Source organism: Arthrobacter sp. UYEF3 (assembly GCF_040546245.1).
GTDB lineage: Bacteria > Actinomycetota > Actinomycetes > Actinomycetales > Micrococcaceae > Arthrobacter.
Map to the genome: position 1 here is coordinate 91,283 of NZ_JBEPNK010000011.1, position 20,360 is coordinate 111,642.

The following is a 20,360-nucleotide window of genomic DNA, read 5'->3' on the forward strand; positions in this document are numbered from 1 at the left end:
CCGCTGGCAGAGCGCCGCCCTCGGGATGTGGCCGCCCTCGTTGGCCGGGAGCAGGATCACGCGTGAATTCGAACGACAACCCTATAGATCCTCGCAGCGATAAAGAGGTTCTCGCGTCGAAAATCCAGCTTCTTCTGGACATCGTGCATGCCAAAGACGCCGACAGCTTCACATACGAAGACGTTCGACAGGGCCTGGCGAAGCAGGGGCTCACACTCACCAGAACGCGCTGGCACCGGCTCCTGGCCGGCTCTCCTGATAACCGCTGGGATCCGGAACTGCTTAAGGCACTGGCGTACTTTTTTGACGTTGACGAGAACTACCTGCTGCAGCGCAGCGGGCCCATCCCGGAACGGGTCGAGGCTGAACTCCGCCTGATAGAGGCTTACCGCATTGCCGAAGTAGAGCACTTCGCAGCGCGGGTTCTGGGAGAAGTGAACATCGACGCCCTTCGCGCGGTGACTGAAGCCCTCCGAAATCTTCCACCCAGGCCCGAGAGAAAAAGCCCACCTAACTGAAAAATTTTCACTACTGAACTTTTTTCAGTAGACTCTGGAATATGACATTCTCCAGGCGCCCTCTACTGCCTGACCATGCACATTGAATGGCATCACAGGTGTAGCCCCTACAACAGGTTGGGGGGGTAGTAGGGGCTACACCCCCGCAGCGAGTGCGCCGCCGTACGCTCTAGCCGCAGCCCCCGGATGCTCAACTCCCGGCACCCCCGACATCGATCCAAAACATCCCGGCGTCGGCCGTCTTCTCGACTGCGGCGACATTCGGCACTTACTCTCCCGACAGATACCTCATGTAGTTGAGGCCCTGCTCCCTCAGCCTCCCCAAGTCAAGGGAGTACTGCACGCGCTGCCCGTTGCGGATCCCAACTTCGCCCGCAGCCGAGACCAGCCCCTCGGCCTCAAGCGTCTTGATATGCGTGTAGACCTGCCGGTAGTCCACGCCGATGCGCTTTGCGATGTTTCCGGTGGTGTCGCCGCCAGGATTCTGGGCCAGGTCCCTGATTACGGCCGCCCGCAGAGTGTTGGCATTGAACACATTCAAGGCTCTTTCAGCCGCGAGCGGCTGTCCGGGAAGGGGCTTGTAGATGCGGGGCATTCGTCAATTCTCGCCCACCGCCTCATCCTCATGAAGTACCAACATATTTTTGATGATGTTAGCATCACTTTAAAGATGTTGCTCATGCTTATGAGGATCCACAAGAAGTGCCGAAAGGGGGAACTGCCGTGAAGGCGTCCAAGATGCTCAGCACCGGAACCGTCGTCGCGGTACCCGCGGTGCTGATCGGCCTTGCCTTCTCCATGCTGCTGCTTTTGGCCCCCGCGAAACCCGCCGCGGCCGACTGCGGGCCGGCCGTTTCCGTCGTCATCGACGGCAACACGAAAGTGGAGGGTTACACCCAGGTGCAGCTGAAGAACGCCGCCGCGATCATGGGCGCCGGCAAAGCGCAGGACCTTTCGGTCAACGGGCAGATGATCAGCGTGATGGTGGCTCTGGGGGAGTCGGGGTTGCGCGTGCTGGATGCCGGCGACGAAGCGGGCCCGGACTCGCGGGGGTTGTTCCAGCAGCGCGATAACGGTGCGTGGGGTTCCTATGCGGACCGCATGGACCCCACTAGGAGCGCGACTAACTTCATCAAGGCCTTGCAGGGTGTGGCCGGCTGGCAGCTGTTGGAACCGACCATTGCCGGGAACAAGGTCCAGCGCAACGCCGACCCGTACCACTACCAGAAGTACTGGCCCGAGGCCGTCAAAATCGTTCAGGCGCTCTCGAGCTCGAAGTTCTCCCTGGAAGGCAGCGACTGCGCCATCCCGGGACAGTCCGGCGCGGGGGATGACTACCCGTGGAAGAACTCCCCGACCTGGCTGCAGGTAGGAGCGAACACAACCAGCACCTCGCCGCTGGGCATGCACTACCGCGAGTGCGTGGACTTCGCTCTGTGGCGGGTGAATCAGCAGATGGGATCAACCGGCGCGCCGTTCAAGTTCCTCAACGGCTCCTTCCGCCCGGACGGGCAGCGACTCGGCTCAGCCCTGACGTGGAAGGCCGGCTGGGATGCCAAAGGCTGGCCCACCGGCAACACACCACGGGTCGGCGCGGTCGTTTGGTACGCACCCGGAGCCGGGGGAGCGGACCCCACCTTCGGCCACGTCGCCGTGGTCAAGGAAGTCAAAGACAACGGCACCTACGTCGAAGAGGGCTACAACGGCAACCCGGCCCCTGCCGACCACACCTACTACACCCGGACCGTGGCCAGCACGGTTCCCTCCGCCTTCCTGTACCTGCCCACCCAAGAGGAGAAGAAGTGAAAAAGCCCTTGACCCTGCTCGCCGTGGCGCTGCTCTGCGTTTCCTGCGCACCGGCCGCATCAGCCACCGCCCGCCCTACGCCGTCCGCATCAGCCACCGCCCGCCCCACGCCGTCCGCACCGGTCTCACTGAGCGCCAACAGCGGACCGCAGGCGCCCGGGGGCACGGTCCCGGCCACCCTTGGCATCGGCTGGGATCAGGCCAGTAAAGACAAAGCGGTGGAAGTCGCCGGGAAGGCCATGGCGGACTTCGCCCGCCCCACGGTGGAGGAAAAGCAGTGGGCCAATGACCTGGCCCGGTGGCTGACACCGCAGGCGACCGCCGATTACTCGGCAGTGGGCCCGTCCAACATCCCGGTCAGCCGCGTCACCGGCCCCGCCACGTTGAGCGTCGATGAAGCCAACGGTTACGGCGTTATGGCAGCGGTTCCCACCAATGCCGGGACCTACACGGTGCAGCTGCTCCGCACAGGCAAGGACGCCCCGTGGAAGGTCAACCGGCTCACCCCGCCGTCGCCCTAAGCGCCGCACCTCCATCTCACACGTAAGGAAGAAGCTCATGGGTACCACACCAACGCAAGTTCTGGCCTTTCCCAACATCCGGGCCATCGTCCGGGACAACGGCACCGCCGAGGTCGTCGTCGCGGGCAACTCCCGCGTCGTCCCTGCCGGAGACTCCGTGCAGGAACTGCGCAACAACGCCCTGGCACTCATCGTGGGCGAAGCCCAGACCCTGCAGCGCCCCGTCCGGGTCCGGATCGAGGACCCCGACGGCCAGGGTGAACTGATCGTGCATCCGGATAACAGGATCGAATCCGTCTCCTATGACCCCCGGCAGACCCGCCGCCGGGCAGAAGCCCCCGAAACCACACCGAAAATAGTCACACCGGCTCTGATTGATACCGTTTCCCCTCCCGCACCGGAGCCCGTGGCCGCTCCTGCAGAGCCCGTGCCGGTTCCCGCCCCTGCAGCCGCCGCCGACCACGCGCCGGCCAGCCCGGAACCGCAGACAGCTGTCGTTACTGAGGAAGCGGTGCCGACGCGGCGCAGCTTGAAGGAAACCTCGTTTCTGGTCAGCGCCCCGGTAATGGAACCGGCCACCCAGGGCTGGCGGGGAACGCTCACGCGCCTGGGATTCCGGATGAACCCCTCAGAGGAAGAACTCACTGAACGCGAGGATATTCGCACGGTGAGCCAGCACTGGCCCGGTCCCCGGACCATTGCCGTGGTCAACCGCAAGGGCGGGGCGAACAAGACCCCCACCGTGGTGATGCTCTCGGCCATCCTCGCCCGCTACAGCGGGGCCGCCACCGTGGCGTGGGATAACAACGAATCCCAGGGCACCCTGGGCTGGCGGACCGAAAAGGGTTCCCACGACCGGAGCGTCCTGGACTTGATCGACGCCTCCACCGAGTTGCTGTCCCCGTCCACGAACGCGGCCGAAATTGCGAAGTTCGTTCACCACCAGACCGCGGATAAGTTCGATGTGCTGCGCTCGGATGAAAACGAGGAAGGCGATCACGAAGTGACCGCCGAGGAAGTCGATATCGCCCACCAGGTCCTCACCCGCTATTACCGGCTGGTGGTCATGGATTCGGGCAACACGGCCCGGGCCGCGAATTGGCGTCGGATGATCGACCACACCAACCAGCTCGTCGTCCCGGTCACGGCCATCGAGGACCGCGCCGAAGCCGCGCGGCTGACCCTGCAGACGCTGGAATCCCGGGGTGGCCACGACGCGGAGCTGGCACGCAACGCCGTCGTGATCGTCTCGGAGTCCACCGACGCCAAGCGCAGCATGAGCGGGGACGCCCTGAAGCGGGCCAAGGACGAAGCGCAGCGGATCGCTGACGGCTTCGCACCGTTCGTCCGCGCCGTTGTCCGGATTCCTTACGATCCGGCCCTGGTCAACGGACCCATCCGCTACGAAGCCCTCCAGCCCGCAACCCAGCGGGCCTGGCTGGCCGCCGCGGCCGCCGTCGCCGCCGGCTTCTAAACCATCCACCCAACGGACTCTGAGAGGAGGAAATCGTGCAACAGTCCCTGAACCCCTGGATCACCCGCCCGGCGCCCGCTGACGGCGCGGACACGGCAGCCCCGGAGAGTCACGTGCCGGCGCCGGCCGTGATCAATGCCCCGTTGAGGGGGATAGTCGAACCGGACGCCGCAGACCGCCTGGCCCGCCGCTCCGTCTCTGGCTCCGCAGCGGTGTGGGTCACCGGCGCCCACGGCGGATCCGGTGAAAGCCGCATCGCGGACCTCCTCAACGGGGCACGCGCCACCGATCACTGCTGGCCCATTCTCCAGGACGGCAGCACGCCGCGGGTGCTGCTGGTCTGCCGGGCAGACATGCGCGGCCTGACAGCCGCCCGGAACGCTCTCACCCAGTGGGCATCAGGCGCGGCCCCCGACTTTGAGCTGCTCGGCCTCGCCGTCCTGGCGGACGCACCAGGGAAGACCCCCAAACCCCTGCGGGACTTCGCCTCCATCGTCGGCGGAGGAGCACCCCGGCTCTGGACCCTGCCCTGGGTCGAGGCCTGGCGGCACGGAGACACTGCCGGGCCGCCGGGACGCGACTATCAACGCTGCGCTACAGACATCGCAACCCTCGCCACCTGACCACCAACCCCACCACTGCAGCACCTCCCGAAAGGTCTCATCATGCAGAACATCGTCGCCCGGCTTCCCTTCGACGCTATCCCGAACCCGACGCCCACCGTCCCGGAACAGGCCAAAGGCCTGCTGACCATCCTGAACTGGGCCTCCGGCATCGGCCTCGTCCTCGGCGTCCTGGGCGTGATCATCGTGGGCATCGGCATGGTCATCCAGCTCTCCCGCGGCAATGGCGGGGAACATCTCGGCAAGCTCGGCTGGGTCCTCGGTGGTTGCATCATCATCACCGGCGCCTCCGGCATCGTCCGCGCCTTCGCCTAAACCGACTACCGGAGAGGTTCATCATGAACGAATCCACCCAAAGCAGTACCGAACGCAGCCCGCTCACCAAGCCCGGATTCATCATCTCGGCCGCCCTGGTCATCGCACTGATCGCTGCCGTCGTCGTGATCTTCTTCCTCCCCGAGGGAGGTAGCCCCGCCCAGCCGGGCCCCGCCGCATCGCCGGACAGCGCCTTTGCAGCCCCCGCCAAGGGGGCCGACGCTGCCGGCAAGAGCGTCTGCGGCCTGCCATCAAGTACGGAAACGGCATTGGGAGCAGCGCCCAAATCCAAGTGGGAGCTGGTCGGAAAAATGGCTGCGCCCACGGATCCCAAAACCTCCGGCCCGGGCGTGACAGACGGAGATGGATTCCGCTCCTGCTTCGCAGATTCCCCCACCGGCGCGCTCTACGCGGCCGCCAACATGATCGCCCTTGGCTCGTCCGGGACGCAGGATGAGCTCGAGCTCGCCGAAAAGATTCTGGTGCCGGGCCCCGGACGTGACGCGGCCATCAAGGCGGCCAAGACGCGGACTTCGAATGCGGGGAGCGGTGAGACCGCTCAGGTCAGCGGCTTCCTGCTTAAGTCCTACAGCCCGGCTGAGGCAGATGTCGATCTGGCTATCAAGCTCCCGCATGGTGCGCTGGCGCATTCAGTCCTTTCGCTTCGCTGGGTAGCCGGAGACTGGAAGGTGAAGGCTTCTGATGATGGTCAAGTATTCAATGGTGTCGCCCAGCTCAGTGATCTGAGCGGTTTCATCCTCTGGTCAGGCGTCTGACATGGCTGAGTGCAGCTTGGGGGACATGACGTGTGTGGTGGGCAACATCGCCTCCGGGGCAATCAACGACGCAATAACGAATCTGGCGAAATCCATCATGGAGGGCATGAGCCAGATGGTGACCACGCTCTCCACGTTCTGGGTGTCCATGCCTACGGCCAACCTCGCATCCCAGGATGGGGTCACCCCCAGTCCTGTGGTCGGTTTCGTCCATTCGGAACTGGGCTACTGGACCCTGGCGCTGGCGGTTTTGTCGGTCATCCTTGGCGGCACCCGGATGATCTGGGAGCAACGCGGGGCTCCGTTGAAGGAACTGCTCCGGTCCCTGTTGACCCTCACGCTGGTGTCCGGGCTCGGGCTGGCGGTGATTTCCATTTTGGTGATCGCGGCCGACGCGTTCTCGGCTTCGATCATTGACCGGGCAACCGACGGCAAGGGCTTCGCCCACGCGATGGGCATCCTGGTGATGACGAACCAGACCGGGGTCGGGGTCTTCATTCTGATCATCCTGGGCCTGGTGGGCCTGCTTGCCTCGCTGGTGCAGATCGTTCTCATGATCGTCCGCGGCGGCATGCTCGTAATCCTCGCCGGCATCCTGCCGACCACGGCGTCGTTCACCAACACCGAGATGGGGCGGCAGTGGTTCCAGAAGGCCGTCGGCTGGACCATCGCGTTCATCCTCTACAAGCCCGCTGCGGCCGTCGTGTACGCCGTGGCCTTCAAGCTCATGGGATCCTCGGGCGGGAACGTCCTGCTGAGATCCATTACCGGGTTCGCCCTCATGATTGTCGCGTTGCTGGCGCTGCCGGCACTGATGCGCTTCGTCACCCCGATGGTGGGAGCGGTCGCGTCCGGTTCCGGCGGGGGAGCAGGAGCTGCGGTGGGGGCCATGGCCACCGGTGCCGTCTCGATGGCCCGGTCCGGCAGTGGACGCGGCAACGCATCCCCCACACCGGCCAGCCAGCCCGGCCAGACGAGCGCCAGCGCCCAGGGCAGCAAGGGCGCCGGCGGCAGTAACGGCGGCAATGCCAAACCCACCCCTGGCTCACCGGGCCCAGGAGGCGCGCCCGGCAAGGGCACCACAACAAGCGCCGCTACTGCCGGGGCGGGCAGCTCCGGCTCAGTCGCAGGAGCCGGCGCGGGCACCGCCGGTGCAGGCGCCGCGTCGGGAGCGGCGAAAGCCGCCGGCCCGGCCGGACTCGTCGTCGCCGCGGGAGCACAAGTAGCGTCCAGGGCCTCTCAGGCCGCACAACAGACCGCACAGGATTCAACCGGCCAATCAGTAACATCGGAGGGCCCCAGTGGCAGCAATTAATACCGAATACAAGGAACCGTCCTACGGCAACTGGCGGGTTCCCCGCTCCGCCGGGCTGGGCAGCCTGGGCGCGATCGGCACCGGCATCGTCATGACCGGCCTGTTGGCCGGCATCATCACCTTCGCGTTTCTCGGGCTGCTGCCGGGCCTGAGCGTCCTCGCTCTTGCCGGACTGCTCGTGCTGCTACTGAGCCTCAAGGACAAGCACGGACAGTCCATCGTGGACCGGTTCGCGACGCGAATGAACTTCCGTCTCGCCCGTCACGGCGGGACCAACCTCTACCGTTCCGGGCCGCTCGGGGTCACCGGGTGGGGGATGTTCCAGGTTCCCGGTCTGGCCGCGAAGTCCCGGCTGTACGAGTTCAACGACTCCTACAACCGCCCCTTCGCCATGCTCCATGTCCCCACCACGAACCACTTCACCGTGGTCTTCTCCACCGAACCAGATGGTGCGTCCCTGGTGGACCCGGAACAGGTCGACGCGTGGGTCGCTAACTGGGGCGGCTGGATCGCCGGACTCGGGGATGAAGCCGGGCTGGAGGCCGCGGCCGTGACCGTGGAGACCGCACCGGATTCCGGCTACCGGCTGCGCAACGAAGTCGAAATGAACATCCACCCCGACGCCCCGGCGGCCGCGAAGGCGATCCTCCGGGAGGTTGTCCGCACCTACCCGGAGGGCTCGGCCACCGTCCGGGCCTGGGTGTCCCTGACCTTCACCGCCGCACTGCGCACAGGGTCCCGGAAGCGCGAACCCGAAGGCGTCGCCAGGGACCTGGCATCCCGGATCCCCGGGCTCGGTGCCCGGCTGCAGGCCACCGGCGCCGGCATCGCCCGGCCCATGTCCGCGCAGGAACTCTGCGAGGTCGTCCGGATCGCCTACGACCCACCCGCGGCATTGATCATTGACGAAGCGCACGCCGCCGGATCCCCGGTCGCCCTCACCTGGGGCGAAGTCGGCCCGTCCGCGACGCAGGCAGGCTGGGATGACTACCGGCACGACGGCGCGTTCTCGGCCTCCTGGACCATGACCGGCGCCCCGCGCGGGTCGGTGAACTCCTCGGTTCTTTCCCGGCTGCTGGCCCCGCACGGGGACATCGACCGCAAGCGCGTTTCCCTGCTCTACCGTCCGATGGACTCGGCCCGTGCCGCCGCCGTGGTCGAACGGGACCAGAACAATGCCAACGTCCGCATCACCTCCGGGAACCGCCCGTCGGCCCGCGCCCTGGTCGATGCCCGCTCCGCCGCGCAGACCGCGCAGGAGGAAGCCCAGGGTGCCGGGCTGGTGAACTTCGGCATGGTCGTCACCGCCACCGTCACCGACCCCGCCCGGCTCCCCGACGCCGTCGCCGCCGTGGAACAGACCTCCGGCACCGCCCGGGTGCTGCTGCGCCGGGCCTACGGCTCCCAGGACACCGCCTTCGCCGCGTCCCTGCCGCTCGGGCTGGTCCTGCCCAAACACATCCTGCTGCCCACCGAAATCAGAGAGGCCCTGTAATGCGGAAGCTCTTTCGCCGGCAGAAGAAGAATCCGCTCCTTGACGGTGTGGCATCCGAAGCCCGTGACCTCCGCGCAGCCACATCACGTCCTGCCCGGTTGCGTGTCCCTGGGTCCCGTGGCTGGGGCGGCCGCGGGGGAGGGGCTGCCGCCCTGATCCCGGCCGTGCGTGAGTACCGTGGGACCACGGTGCAGGTCTGCGGGCTGTGGCCGTTTTCCTCCGGCACGTCCTCGCCCATGGTCGGTGTCCCGCTGGGCCGGCACGAGGAAACGCAGGCCACGGTCTGCTGTGATCCGATCAGTTGGTTCCAGCGTGCCCACCTGATTTCCAACCCCTCCGCGTTCATCCTGGGCAAGCCCGGTCTGGGTAAGTCCACGCTCGTGCGCCGTATGATGCTGGGCCTTTCCGGCCAGGGCGTCCACCCGCTCGTCCTCGGGGACTTGAAGGGCGAACACGTGGACGCCATCAAGGCCCTTGGCGGGCAGGTCATCGAACTCGGCCGCGGCCGCGGGTACCTGAACATCCTCGACCCGGGACAGGCCATTGAGGTCGCCCAGCTCCTTGAGGAACAAGGCCACCACGAAGCGGCCGTCCGGGTCCGGGCCGACGCCCACGGCCGGCGCCTGAACATGGTTGTTTCCCTCATCACGATCAGCCGGAACAACCCGCCTACCGATCAGGAACAGACCATCCTGGACCGCGCCCTGCGCGTCCTCGATGACACCTTTGACGGGGTGCCGGTCCTGAAAGACCTCCTGGACGTCATCACCGCCGCCCCCGACGAGTTGCGCCAGGTCGCACTGGACCGGGGAGATATGAGCGTCTACCAGCAGGAAACCCGGGCGCTGGAAGCGACCCTGCTCGGCCTGACCGGGGGCGGGAAACTTGGAGAAATCTTCTCCCGGCACACCACCAACCCGATGCGGCGCGACCGTGCCGTCGTCTTCGATGTCTCCAGCATCGACGAAACCGAGACGGACCTGCAGGCCGCCGTGCTGCTGGCGTGCTGGTCCTACGGCTTCGGCACCGTCAACGTCGCCAACGCCCTCGCCGACGCCGGACTGGAACCGCGCCGGAACTACTTCGTCGTCCTGGACGAGCTCTGGCGGGCACTGCGCGCCGGTAAGGGCATGGTGGACCGGGTGGACGCCCTGACCCGTCTCAACCGCTCGGTCGGTGTCGGGCAGGTCATGATTTCCCACACCATGTCCGACCTGCTGGCGCTCCCGGCAGAGGAGGACCGGATGAAGGCCCGTGGCTTCGTCGAACGCTCCGGCATGGTCATCTGCGGCGGCCTTCCCGCCTCCGAGATGCCGCCGCTGGCCGCAGCGATCCCTCTCTCAGGTGAGGAACAGCAGAAGCTCATCTCTTGGCAGGACCCGCCCGCCTGGGACTCCCGCGGCGGCAACGTCGAACCCCCGGGCCGGGGGAAGTTCCTGATCAAGGTCGGCGGCCGCCCCGGCATCCCCGTCCAGATCGGCCTCACATCCATCGAGACGTCCCTGAACGACACCAATAAAAAGTGGAATGGTCTGGCCAAAGCCATGTCGGCGGTGGACGGGCCTGTCGGGCTCAGGGGAGGGGGTGTAGCGTGAGCGCACCGAACCGCAAAGGCGCCGGGCTCGGCGACGGGCTGGAAATCTGGGTGGCCATTGGCGCAGCTGCCGTCGTTGGGGGCGGCAGCTGGGTCGCAGCCCAACTCGGGTCCTGGCTGGCCGGCATCGCCGCACCCCCGGCCCACCCGATTGATCTGATCGCCGGACTGGTCAAGGGGAAGGTTCCGTGGCCGGTCCAGTCCACAGTCGTTGCCGGCGTCCTGGCAGTACTGCTGGTTGTCGGCGTCGTCCTGGTGTTTGTTGCCCGGGCCACGGGTGCGGGCAAAAGGGCCAGGGTGGACAAAGCCGCACGCTACCTCGGCCGCGGCAAGTCACTGGCCGCATTTTCCGAAAAGGGTGCCATGGCCACCGCCGAACGCCTCGGCGTCAAAGACACCCCCGGGATTACGGTCGGCCGGGTGGTCTCCACCGGGCAGAAATTCATCCAGCCGTGGGAAGACCTCAGCATCGACATCTGGGGCCCCCGGACCGGTAAATCCACCTCCCGCGTCATCCCGGCCATTCTGGACGCCCCCGGCGCCGTGGTCTCCACCTCGAACAAACGCGACGTCGTGGACGGCACCCGCAGCGTCCGGGCCCAGGCGGCTCCGGTGTGGGTGTTCGATCCCCAGAAGATCGCCCAGGAGGAACCCACCTGGTGGTGGAACCCGCTGTCCTATGTCACGGACGAAGAGAAGGCCTACAAGCTCACCCAGCACTTCGCCGTCGGCTCACGGACCCCCGGGTCCAAACCGGACGCGTACTTCGACCCCAAAGCCGAAGACATCCTGTCCTCCTACTTCCTTGCCGCCGCACTCGGGGAGCTGCCCATCACGCAGGTCTACCTGTGGGTCACGGAGCAGGTCAGCCGGGCCCCCATCGAAATCCTCAAAGAGCACGGCTACGAGCTGCAGTACAAGGGCCTGGAATCGACTCTGAAACTGGCCGATAAACAGCGCGACGGCATTTTCGGGACCGCCGAAAAAATGGTCCAGTGCGTCAAAAGCAGAAACACCCTGCGCTGGGTCGCCCCCGGGGCCACCGTCACCACGGACTCCCGCCCGCAGTTCAACCCCAAAGACTTCGCCCGCTCCGGGGAGACGATCTACATCCTGTCCAAGGAAGGCGCCGGCTCCGCCGCGCCCCTGACCACCGCCCTCACCGTGGCCATTGCCGAGGCCATGGAGGAACGCGCCGAGCGCCAGGGCGGCCGCCTGGACCTGCCCGCCTTATTCGCCCTGGACGAGCTGGCCAACGTGGTCCGCTGGGCGTCCCTGCCGGACCAGTTCAGCCACTACGGCTCCAAGGGCCTAATCGTGATGGCGATCCTGCAGTCCTGGTCCCAGGGCGTGGAACTGTGGGGCGAGGCGAACATGCGCAAAATCTGGTCCGCCGCAAACATCAAGGTCTACGGCGGGGGAGTGGCCGAAGACGGCTTCCTCCGCGCCCTCTCAGACCTGATCGGGGACTACAGCTACACCAACGTCTCCCTCTCCTCCGGCAAATCCGGGCGCAGCCGCTCCCGCCAGGAAGGCAAGGAACGGATCTTCGACGTCTCCAACCTCGCTGAACTGGACCGCGGCCGCGCCGTCGTCCTCGCCTCCGGCGCACCCGCCACCCTCGTCCGCACTCTGCCCTGGTACACCGGCCCTCACAAAGACGCCGTGGAAGCATCCATCAAAGCCAACAGCCCTCGCCGGGACGACGACGCCGAACCGGTGGCCGCCGGCGAAACCGCAGCGGTCAATCCCTGGGTCGCCAGGTAGGAGAGAATACATGGCAGAGGAAATCGGGCTCTTCGCTGAGGCCGGCAACGACACAGCCGACAGTCACGACGCGCCGGCAGCTGAGGCGGCAGAAGCTCCTCAGCTTGTCTTCGGCTCGGCCGAAGATTTCCTGCACGAACAGCTGCTCCCCACCTACGTCCGCGACGTCGACGACCGGAGCGCCAAATGGTGCAGGGAATGGTACTTCCACCCCGAAGCCGTCTCCCGGGTTGAAGCCCTCTGGCGGGCATGGGAGCACATGCGCCTCGACGGGGCCACCGGCATCAGCGTCTGGTGGCGTGACCACGCAGACCACCACATGCGCGTCCTCCTGGACCCCCACGGTCCCTTCTACAACTGCGACAAAGCCGGGCACCGTGACCCCGCCCGCTTGGAATCAAAGCGCGCACCGGCAGGATGGTTCCCGGACGTACGCTTGTATTCCTAGAACCCGTCAAGAACTGTTCACAAGTGACCTGCAAGACTTCGGCAACCCCTATTACAGCAATATAGTTGGAGGAATTACCTACGCCTTCCCACGCTTCGACAACAGCATTTGCGGCTAGGTACACCGTAGACTGGGCACGCCGGCGCTATGCCCCGGCGCCTCCCAGAACGGGCTTGGGCATGGTTGCGGTGAACAGGGGCAACTGCTGTGTGAGCACGGTGCGGATGCGCTGGGCGTCACGTGTGCGGCCGGCCTGGGTGTATCTCGTACACGGCGAAGGCGGTGTTGATCAGCTGCGCCGTCTGTGCCGCAGTTTTGTCGTTGCTCGCCGCCGCCATAAACCGCATCGCGGTACCCGCGATGGGACCGGATTGCCATTGCCCCTGGGTGCGCGAAGGCCCGTGTCACCGCACTCGATACCCAGGCCGCGGCGATTCAGGCGCAACGGGAGCAGGCACGCGCGGCCGAACAGCAGGCCAGCAATACCGCAGCCGACGCGGCGGCCAGCGTGGCCGCGGCCGAGGCCCGGGCCGAGACCCTGCAAAGACCGGGGCCAATCGAACCAGTAGCGGACCCCCCGGCGTTGAGCTGCGCGGGAGGGCCCCTACCTGACCTCCCGGACCGTTCGAGGCCCTCAATCATCACCTACTGGGCAGTCTCCACGACTCGGCGCAGCCAAACACCTAAGCCGGTCCGGCTGGGTTTACCCACCATGCAGGCCCGGCCGAGTGCCGGCCCTTTCTCATGTCCGAGCTTGTTCCAACACCCTCCGCCACAGCACGAGAGCCGCCAGGGCATTCAGGACCGTGATGACGACACGCCGCCCGGCGGCGTGCCGATGGCGCGATCGAGGACCACCGGCACCAGCGATCCTGCTGCGGCGACCGTGAACACCACGGCCAGGAATCTTGAGGACCCGCGGAGACCGCAACCCGGCACCGTGCGGCGGACGGTGTGGGCGGCCGGAACGCGGTGGTCGATCACTCATGGCCTCGCCCTCCTCAGCAGGAAGGGCATGCTGAGGAGGGCTCGCACCCTTTCGGGCGTCCGCTGGCGCGGCCGGCGGTTGGGTCCAGGGCGCTCCGTCGCAGAGCTCCGGAGACCGTGGCCCTATCTTGCATAACGGCGTTTTTGTTGCTGTCCGTAAGCTGGCGCCCGTCACCCGGAGTCGGGAGCCAGGCGCCTGGCGCCGCCTTAAATCGGCGGATCTTCCGGTCTTTCCTCGCTCCGCCAGTTGCACCCTGAGCCGTTCGATCTGCCGTGCCAGCAGCTGGGCGAGGGCCTGTCGGACCTAAAGCCACACGGTGATCGCAAAGCCCACCGGGACTGGTTTCCCGCGAACGTCTGTTGCCGGCTGCTGGGCGTCAGCAGCCCCAGGTACTACAAGTACCGCCATGGGCCCCTGTCGCCGACAGTGATGCGTCATCGAGTTGTGGCCACGGGCTTGGAGTGGCCTGAACCATGGATCACAAATCCAGCACGAGCCGATCTGTGGCGGCACGCCCGACGCAGATTATCATCGTCTTATTAGTGGCGCGTTCTTCCTCGGTGAGCAGGCTGTCGCGGTGTTGAGGGATCCCTTCAAGCACAGGCGTTTCACAGGTGCCGCAAATTCCCTCACGGCAACTGCTAGTGGGCCGAATCCCGGCAGCTTCCAGCGAATCGAGGATAGAACAGCCGACCGGAACTGTTGTCGAGACGCCGGAACGGGCAGCCAAAACCTCGAACGGTCGATCCGCGGAAAGGATTACCGCCGGCACCGCAGCGAAGCGCTCGAGGCGCAAACTGCCCGTGGGCCAGTGTGCTGTCGCGACCTTAGCGGCATCCAGCATCGGTGTAGGTCCACAGCAGTGCACGGCCATGTCGGGTGTCGGCTCGGCCAGTTCGGCAGCCAGATCGAGGAATTCTCCGTCGTCGTTGGCGAATATGCGCACTCGATCACCATAGGGCGCGAGCTCCGAAAGAAATGCCATCGAATCCCGGGAACGGCCGGAGTAAAGCAGCTGCCAGTCGCGGCCCTCTCGTTCGGCTTGGCGCAACATTGGCAGCAATGGAGTAATGCCAATGCCCCCACCTATCAGGAGAAGCCGTGCAGTATCGGCGAGGGGGAAATTGTTACGTGGTCCCCGGACCGCAAGCAGGCTGCCCGGAAACACTCCGTGCAGAGCAACCGAACCGCCGCGACCATTGTCGGAACGTAGCACAGAAATCCGCCAGGTGCGTCGATCTTGGGGGTCGGAGTTAAGCGAGTAATGACGCGGGCCGACTCCTGGAACCTCTACCTCGATGTGCGCACCAGGGTCCCAGACGGGGAGGAGATCGGTAGTGCCTGGATTCTCCAAGACGAGGGAGAGGACTCCGGCAGACTCGGGCACAATTCGTACAACGGCAAGTTTAAGCTCGGTCACTTCCGTGAGCATCATGCGTCCTCCGGTCTGAGGGGTGGGTCACCAATATTATGAACAGTGTGCATTCTGAGTGCACACTTCGTCAAGACTTTTGAGGACTTTGGAGAATCACGAAGCCGCCGCGCTTGCTATGAAAGCTTCAGTTCTCCTCAGTATTTATGGAGTATTGCAACCCGGTGAGTGCGGCCGCCATCTACGTTCTCGGCGACCGGGAGGGTGAGGGTGATGCTTGACACGCAGGCATGCGTTCATTCACAATGACTATTGTCCATTCCAAAGTTATTGAAAGTGAACAATATGAGCCTCAAGACAAAGCGTGTTCTCGTCCTCGCCGCCGACTATTTCGAGGAATCGGAGCTCATTTACGCCGTGTACCGCCTCAAAGAGGAGGAGATCGAGGTCGTAGTCGCTGGTGTGACCGCAGCGAATGTGAAGGGCAAGAACGGAATGGTGGCGTTCCCAGTGGACGCATCGGTCGAGGACATCGACACCACGACCTTCGACGCCGTGGTGATCCCAGGAGGGTTCGCACCGGACCTGTTGCGCCGTTCGACCCGGGTTCTCGATGTGGTCCGGGAAATGGATGCCGCGGGTAAGCCGGTTGCGACCGTGTGCCACGGCGGTTGGGTGACGATTTCCGCCGGCATCGTTTCGGGCCGCAAGGCGACCAGCGTCTCGGCAATCAAGGATGACATGGTCAATGCCGGTGCGACTTATGTCGACGAGGCCGTCGTCGTTGACGGTAACCTGATCACCTCTCGGGTGCCTGCGGACATGGGACCGTGGATGAAGGCGGTCATCGCAGCGCTCGAGGAGGCATGATTCGATGAGTATCGACTTGGCACTTCCTGCCGAATTCGGCCCCCTGGAGTTGGCCATCGAGCAAGCCCACGCGGATCTGGACCAGGGCGGGACAATTCCGTTCTCGTGGTATACAGATCCGGATATCTTCAGGCTCGAGCAAGAGCGAATCTTCGCGCGTTCCTGGCAGTATGTCGGTCACCGTTCACAGTTGGCGAAACTTGGCTCGTACTTCACCGCGCAGCTGGGTGATTTCCCTGTCGTGGTTACCCTTACCACTGACGGTCAGATGGCTGCCCACGCGAATGTCTGCCCCCATCGGGGCAACATTCTGGCGAAAGGCTGTGGTCCGGCCCGCACCCTGACTTGTGGGTACCACAGCTGGACCTTCGACCTGGATGGCACCTTGAAGTCGGCCCCACGTTCACAGAGTGAGAGCGACCTCGACCCGTCACGGATCCGGTTGTCTCCGTTGGCCGTGGACTCTTGGGGGCCGCTGATCTTTGTCAACCGCGATCCCGAAGCAACACCACTGGCAGAGGTGCTCGGCGGCATCGCCGTCGTGTGTGAAGAGCGCGGGTTTGACTTGGAGCGGCACCCTCTACGAGCGTCCCGCTCGTGGGATATATCCGCTAACTGGAAGGTCACGCTCGACAACAACACCGAGTGCTACCACTGCCAGACCGTCCACCCAGAGTTCAGCTCTAAGTACCATGTGGACTCCGAGAACTACAGGGTCACCACTTTCGATCGTTGCTTTTCCCACGAGTCGCGGGCCAAAGAGGAGGCGCCAGATACGGGCGAGTGGCTGGACTTCCACCTCAACTATGTCTTTCCGAACTTCATGATCTCCGGGCGGGGGAACGACTACTTCTACACGTATACCTATGCGCCGATCGATGCCCACACCACGCGGCAGTACAACGACTTCTACTTCCCGGCGGCGTGGTCTGAGACCGAGGTGGAAGAGGCCATCGAGGAGATACTGGTGATCATGAAGCAGGACTGGCATGTGTTCGAAGGCGTCCAGCGCGGCCTAGTTTCGGGCGCACTGTCTCATGGTCGGTTAATGCCCGAAAACGAGGCACTCCTAATCCATAACCAGCGATTAGTCATCGACGGCCTGCGGGGCACCGATGGCGGACGGGAACGACGGTGACAGAATCCAACCAACGTCTGCTGCCTCAGGTGGTCTCACTGCGAGACCGACCAGTCGTAGCGCGTGAGGACAGCGCGGTCGCGATGTCCTTGGCTAGGACCCTCACACACGCAGAGCATGGGTCCAGCATCATGGCCGGGGTCAGCTGGATGAAGCCGGGGGAGGTCAGTACCTGGTGGTCCACAGAAGAGGAGCGACCCGACGACGAGTCCATCCACTATCTCGGACCAGTGCACGAATTCTTCTACTTGATGCGGGGTGAATGCACCATAGAGTGGGCGGACCGTCATCTTGACTTCGTAGCAGAGGACACCGCCTTCTTCGCACCAGGTTGGCGTTACCGCATCAGTAACACAGGTGTCGAGGACGCAGTCATGGTCTATGCCGTGACACCTCCGCTGGGATGAATCGTTCGGCCCACGGCGCCATGCCGTGTAGCCGCGACTAGGATCCCCAGAGCACCCGGCTCGACCAAGCGTCGTGCCGGGTGCACACCTGTGTTCACTGTTAGGCTATGGCTATGAGCCAGCTGCCGGGAGATGACGCCGAGACCGATACCCTCGGTGCCCGGATCCGCCGGATCAGATTCGCCCAGAATCTCAGTATTCGACAGCTCGCAAAGGACATCGGCTGCTCTCCAAGCCACATCTCCCAGATCGAGCGGAGCCTCTCCGAACCTTCGATCAGCATGTTAACGGCGATTGCCTCGCGGCTCGGGAGGCCGGTCGACTCCATCCTGACCGAACAAGCTGAGGAGTCCGAGCGCCGGACGGAAGGTGAAGCTGCCACCGCTATGAGTCTGGCGATCGTCCAAAGGGCTGCCCGGCGCCAGAAAATTCACATCCAGGGCGGGGTCACCTCCGAGCTCCTCCTTCCTGCGGTGGAGAGAAAAGCCGACTTCTGCGAATACATCTACGAGCCAGCGCAGGTAGCAACCCAACGCCAGGAACTGCTGCAACACCCCGGCCGGGAGTACGGAGTCGTTCTGGAGGGAAGGCTCCACATGACTTTGAAGTTTGAAGACTTCGAGCTGGAAGCTGGCGACTCCATCGCATTCGACTCGTCCATCCCTCATGCCTTCTGGAACCCCGGCAACGTGCCAGCCCGAGTAATCTGGTTCTCCTCACCAGTTCTCTGAATTGCCATGCGACAGGCGCTGCCGACTGTCATCGCGAACCGCTTCACCTGTGTCGTGGGAATGCTAAAGCTGATGTTTACGGCGTAGCCTAACCTACCTCTGTGAGAACGATCTGACTGCTGTTGATCCAATCGGCTGCCCAACTCACGGCCTCGACCAGGTAAGCGGGTGCTCTCCCACATCGCTGAGGCCAAGTCCAGTGTGGTGTAACGCGGTTGCCGTCGGCCCGAGCGAATTCCCGCCGCAGGAACGCATTGACGTCCGCCCCGGTCAGTTCCGCCGGAGCGAACACGCCACCCACAGAAGACTCCTGAAGGAAGCGCCGCGCAGTGTTCTCGTAGCGAAGCACAGTAGTCAGCGCCAAGCCATGCTCCTGGACCATCCACGATCGGTAGGAGGCCAAAGCGCACCCAACGGTGACACCAAAGGCGCTCTTCCCTGGACGGCGCCCGCCTCCCGCACTCGATCTGTGATGGTGTCCCGGTCATGAGGCCACCGCCAGGACCAGGTTCGGCTTCTGGCCGAGGTCGATGCCGAAGATCTCGTCGCCGGCGGCCAGATCCCGCACCTGCACCGCTTCCTCGCGTTCGGGGCGGTGCACCCGCTGGGTCCGGAAGTCCCGGCGCATTATCGCCGCGCGGACCAAATGGGCCAGATCGGTGAGGACCAGGTGCCGTGCCCATGCCCGGACGTGGGAGGCGATGATGACACCCTCATGGGTGACCCAGACGGTGTCCAGATCAGCAGTGACATCCGCGATCCTCCCAATGAACGAAGGGTCGACGGAACAGTCGTTGGAGAACACCCGCACGTAGTAATCCCGCGGCAGCCGCACCGCGTTGCGGAACACCGCTTCTTGGGTCACCGGCGGCAGTTCCCGCATCCTCTCCCGGTCCAGGACGATCAGCTCGTCAGAGCGGCCGTGGCGGGACCGCGAGTACCGGTGATTGGCCTTGGGCAGCTAGTCCTCCAGCTGGCCGTTGAATTCAGCCGGCAAGAGGAAATCCCGGCCCGGTACGAAGCACTTCCGGAAGAACCTGTTCATCCGCTCGACCATGCCCGTGGACTCCGGATCCCGCGGCGGAAGCAGCTTGATCTCCAGTCCCACGGAACCGTCGAACGCGGCCACCGGCTCCGTGGGCCGGCGCCTGCCGATGGCCGGACGCGATGTCCCATGGCAGCCTGGACGGAACCGCCTGAGCGTCCTGCAGCAGAGTCCACATTCCGCCCAAAAGGTCGGGCGTCAGCCGCGTCGGCAGCATCCTCGCCTGGATGAAGCCCGAGAACGCCGAGGGATTCCCCTGCACCGGTGGCGTAACGTCCTGACCCGCGCCGGCGGGCGGCGGCTCGTGCGGGAACCAGGGATCGCACTGGACCTGGAACCCGGATCATGGACCAGACGGTCGGCCGGGTCAGGCGGGGCGTATTCAGGCCGGATCGCGGCGACCCTGGCCCGGAGCAGCGAGGTGTAACCGGACCAGCCCACCCGTTCTGCTTGCCAGTCGAAAACAGGTGGCGTATTTCCACCCAATCATCCAAAAAATGATCATTTTCCATAATGGTCGGTGGCCCTATTTTCAGTCGGCGTTAGCAGGCAGCGTTGCCATGCGGCTCCGGGCAGCGTCGCGCCGATCGGCGCGACGGGCGGACGTTCGCTTCGGAGGTGACGATTCTGACCCCGGACGGGCCCCGGGCGGTATGACCGGGGAAACCCAGCCAGCCGGCGCCGTCGTCCGTGGTGGAGGCGTGGATACCAGGGACTTTGCGGTGACCGCCGGCATAGAGCCGGTGGCGACCGACATGGACGTTGCCCGCCTTCCCTGCCCTTGCACCAAGGCCTCGGCGGCGACGAACGTAGACGGCCGGCGTGCAGCAGGCCGGTGCGGAACGCCTCGAGTCAGCATGGGGGCCCAAACCCGGGGAGACCTTGGCCACGTCGCGTCAGGGAGCAACACGCCCGTGCGGGGCCACCGGACGGTACTGTCGCTGCTTCTCCCCGAGTCGCCCGAATGGGACGATCCCGAACAGTCCATTGTTCACTAAAAAAAGACAGTGTTCTCTCTGAGGGGTCTTTTGGGTGGCGCATTGTGTCGCCACCAGGCAAGGTTCGGTCGGCTGGCCTAGATCCATTGGCCCTAGTCAAGCCGCATCCTCCGCAAGAATCCGGCCTTCTGGCCCGTCATGAAGTGTCGAATAGAAATT

At 64.8% G+C, this 20,360-nt stretch carries 21 protein-coding genes; 16 read left to right on the forward strand and 5 right to left on the reverse strand.

The window, feature by feature from the left end; translation table 11 throughout:
* Positions 1-62: 62 nt before the first annotated feature.
* On the forward strand, positions 63-518 hold the full coding sequence (locus ABIB14_RS10005) for a hypothetical protein (protein WP_354235724.1): 456 nt from the start codon (positions 63-65) through the stop codon (positions 516-518).
* A 268-nt stretch (positions 519-786) separates the two neighbouring features.
* Here ABIB14_RS10005 and ABIB14_RS10010 read toward each other — a convergent pair whose 3' ends face one another.
* Positions 787-1,113, reverse strand: a complete 327-nt coding sequence (locus ABIB14_RS10010) for a helix-turn-helix transcriptional regulator (RefSeq protein WP_354235725.1) — start codon at positions 1,111-1,113, stop codon at positions 787-789.
* 143 nt (positions 1,114-1,256) lie between these two features.
* Here ABIB14_RS10010 and ABIB14_RS10015 point away from each other — a divergent pair, with 143 nt between their 5' ends.
* From ABIB14_RS10015 to ABIB14_RS10065, 11 genes are read left to right on the forward strand one after another with little or no spacing between them, the layout of a single operon-like run.
* On the forward strand, positions 1,257-2,324 hold the full coding sequence (locus tag ABIB14_RS10015; protein ID WP_354235726.1) for a CHAP domain-containing protein: 1,068 nt from the start codon (positions 1,257-1,259) through the stop codon (positions 2,322-2,324).
* On the forward strand, positions 2,321-2,845 hold the full coding sequence (locus tag ABIB14_RS10020) for a hypothetical protein (protein WP_354235727.1): 525 nt from the start codon (positions 2,321-2,323) through the stop codon (positions 2,843-2,845). Before ABIB14_RS10015 ends, ABIB14_RS10020 begins: the two co-directional genes overlap by 4 nt.
* Before the next feature lie 37 nt (positions 2,846-2,882).
* On the forward strand, positions 2,883-4,319 hold the full coding sequence (locus ABIB14_RS10025) for a chromosome partitioning protein ParA (protein ID WP_354235728.1): 1,437 nt from the start codon (positions 2,883-2,885) through the stop codon (positions 4,317-4,319).
* Between the two features lie 35 nt (positions 4,320-4,354).
* Entirely contained in the window at positions 4,355-4,942 is a 588-nt protein-coding gene (locus ABIB14_RS10030; RefSeq protein WP_354235729.1) for a DUF6668 family protein, read from the forward strand.
* A gap of 42 nt (positions 4,943-4,984) precedes the next feature.
* A complete protein-coding gene (locus ABIB14_RS10035; RefSeq protein WP_354235730.1) occupies positions 4,985-5,257 on the forward strand; it encodes a hypothetical protein in 273 nt (90 codons plus the stop codon).
* A gap of 23 nt (positions 5,258-5,280) precedes the next feature.
* A complete protein-coding gene (locus ABIB14_RS10040) occupies positions 5,281-6,033 on the forward strand; it encodes a DUF8175 domain-containg protein (protein ID WP_354235731.1) in 753 nt (250 codons plus the stop codon).
* A 1-nt stretch (position 6,034) separates the two neighbouring features.
* Positions 6,035-7,348, forward strand: a complete 1,314-nt coding sequence (locus tag ABIB14_RS10045) for a TrbL/VirB6 family protein (protein WP_354235732.1) — start codon at positions 6,035-6,037, stop codon at positions 7,346-7,348.
* Entirely contained in the window at positions 7,335-8,843 is a 1,509-nt protein-coding gene (locus ABIB14_RS10050; RefSeq protein WP_354235733.1) for an SCO6880 family protein, read from the forward strand. The genes ABIB14_RS10045 and ABIB14_RS10050 overlap by 14 nt, the downstream gene beginning before the upstream one ends.
* Positions 8,843-10,438: a helicase HerA domain-containing protein gene (locus ABIB14_RS10055; RefSeq protein ID WP_354235734.1), complete on the forward strand. Its 1,596-nt coding sequence runs from the start codon at positions 8,843-8,845 to the stop codon at positions 10,436-10,438. Before ABIB14_RS10050 ends, ABIB14_RS10055 begins: the two co-directional genes overlap by 1 nt.
* Positions 10,435-12,204: a type IV secretory system conjugative DNA transfer family protein gene (locus ABIB14_RS10060; protein ID WP_354235735.1), complete on the forward strand. Its 1,770-nt coding sequence runs from the start codon at positions 10,435-10,437 to the stop codon at positions 12,202-12,204. The genes ABIB14_RS10055 and ABIB14_RS10060 overlap by 4 nt, the downstream gene beginning before the upstream one ends.
* A 10-nt stretch (positions 12,205-12,214) precedes the next feature.
* Positions 12,215-12,652, forward strand: a complete 438-nt coding sequence (locus ABIB14_RS10065; protein WP_354235736.1) for a DUF4913 domain-containing protein — start codon at positions 12,215-12,217, stop codon at positions 12,650-12,652.
* Between the two features lie 798 nt (positions 12,653-13,450).
* Here the strand turns inward: ABIB14_RS10065 and ABIB14_RS10070 are convergent.
* Both ABIB14_RS10070 and ABIB14_RS10075 read right to left on the reverse strand, forming a co-directional pair.
* Positions 13,451-13,636 carry a hypothetical protein gene (locus ABIB14_RS10070; protein WP_354235737.1) on the reverse strand — a complete coding sequence of 62 codons (186 nt, stop codon included), beginning with the start codon at positions 13,634-13,636 and terminating at the stop codon, positions 13,451-13,453.
* A gap of 482 nt (positions 13,637-14,118) precedes the next feature.
* Complete coding sequence (locus ABIB14_RS10075) at positions 14,119-15,075, reverse strand: PDR/VanB family oxidoreductase (protein ID WP_354235738.1); 957 nt, start codon at positions 15,073-15,075, stop codon at positions 14,119-14,121.
* A 282-nt stretch (positions 15,076-15,357) separates the two neighbouring features.
* Between ABIB14_RS10075 and ABIB14_RS10080 the strand changes: the two genes are divergently transcribed.
* The 4 genes from ABIB14_RS10080 (at position 15,358) to ABIB14_RS10095 (ending at position 18,158) form a co-directional block, all read left to right on the forward strand.
* On the forward strand, positions 15,358-15,882 hold the full coding sequence (locus ABIB14_RS10080; protein WP_354235739.1) for a type 1 glutamine amidotransferase domain-containing protein: 525 nt from the start codon (positions 15,358-15,360) through the stop codon (positions 15,880-15,882).
* A gap of 4 nt (positions 15,883-15,886) precedes the next feature.
* Positions 15,887-17,020: an aromatic ring-hydroxylating oxygenase subunit alpha gene (locus tag ABIB14_RS10085; RefSeq protein WP_354235740.1), complete on the forward strand. Its 1,134-nt coding sequence runs from the start codon at positions 15,887-15,889 to the stop codon at positions 17,018-17,020.
* 83 nt (positions 17,021-17,103) lie between these two features.
* Positions 17,104-17,427 (forward strand): cupin domain-containing protein, encoded by a 324-nt coding sequence (locus ABIB14_RS10090; RefSeq protein ID WP_354235741.1) that lies wholly within the window; start codon positions 17,104-17,106, stop codon positions 17,425-17,427.
* Positions 17,428-17,540: 113 nt separating this feature from the next.
* Positions 17,541-18,158, forward strand: coding sequence for a helix-turn-helix domain-containing protein (locus ABIB14_RS10095; protein WP_354235742.1), 618 nt, complete (start codon positions 17,541-17,543; stop codon positions 18,156-18,158).
* A 484-nt stretch (positions 18,159-18,642) separates the two neighbouring features.
* Here the strand turns inward: ABIB14_RS10095 and ABIB14_RS10100 are convergent, their stop codons facing one another.
* Positions 18,643-19,023, reverse strand: a complete 381-nt coding sequence (locus ABIB14_RS10100) for a Mu transposase domain-containing protein (protein ID WP_354235743.1) — start codon at positions 19,021-19,023, stop codon at positions 18,643-18,645.
* Positions 19,024-19,119: 96 nt separating this feature from the next.
* A complete protein-coding gene (locus tag ABIB14_RS10105) occupies positions 19,120-19,287 on the reverse strand; it encodes a hypothetical protein (RefSeq protein WP_354235744.1) in 168 nt (55 codons plus the stop codon).
* Positions 19,288-20,360: the final 1,073 nt, after the last annotated feature.

Coding starts and splice junctions, on each gene's coding strand:
- ABIB14_RS10010 (WP_354235725.1), bottom strand. CDS start 1,113: ATGCCCCGCATCTACAAGCCCCTTCCCGGACAGCCGCTCGCGGCTGAA.
- ABIB14_RS10015 (WP_354235726.1), top strand. CDS start 1,257: ATGCTCAGCACCGGAACCGTCGTCGCGGTACCCGCGGTGCTGATCGGC.
- ABIB14_RS10025 (WP_354235728.1), top strand. CDS start 2,883: ATGGGTACCACACCAACGCAAGTTCTGGCCTTTCCCAACATCCGGGCC.
- ABIB14_RS10035 (WP_354235730.1), top strand. CDS start 4,985: ATGCAGAACATCGTCGCCCGGCTTCCCTTCGACGCTATCCCGAACCCG.
- ABIB14_RS10040 (WP_354235731.1), top strand. CDS start 5,281: ATGAACGAATCCACCCAAAGCAGTACCGAACGCAGCCCGCTCACCAAG.
- ABIB14_RS10045 (WP_354235732.1), top strand. CDS start 6,035: ATGGCTGAGTGCAGCTTGGGGGACATGACGTGTGTGGTGGGCAACATC.
- ABIB14_RS10055 (WP_354235734.1), top strand. CDS start 8,843: ATGCGGAAGCTCTTTCGCCGGCAGAAGAAGAATCCGCTCCTTGACGGT.
- ABIB14_RS10065 (WP_354235736.1), top strand. CDS start 12,215: ATGGCAGAGGAAATCGGGCTCTTCGCTGAGGCCGGCAACGACACAGCC.
- ABIB14_RS10075 (WP_354235738.1), bottom strand. CDS start 15,075: ATGATGCTCACGGAAGTGACCGAGCTTAAACTTGCCGTTGTACGAATT.
- ABIB14_RS10080 (WP_354235739.1), top strand. CDS start 15,358: ATGAGCCTCAAGACAAAGCGTGTTCTCGTCCTCGCCGCCGACTATTTC.
- ABIB14_RS10085 (WP_354235740.1), top strand. CDS start 15,887: ATGAGTATCGACTTGGCACTTCCTGCCGAATTCGGCCCCCTGGAGTTG.
- ABIB14_RS10090 (WP_354235741.1), top strand. CDS start 17,104: ATGTCCTTGGCTAGGACCCTCACACACGCAGAGCATGGGTCCAGCATC.
- ABIB14_RS10095 (WP_354235742.1), top strand. CDS start 17,541: ATGAGCCAGCTGCCGGGAGATGACGCCGAGACCGATACCCTCGGTGCC.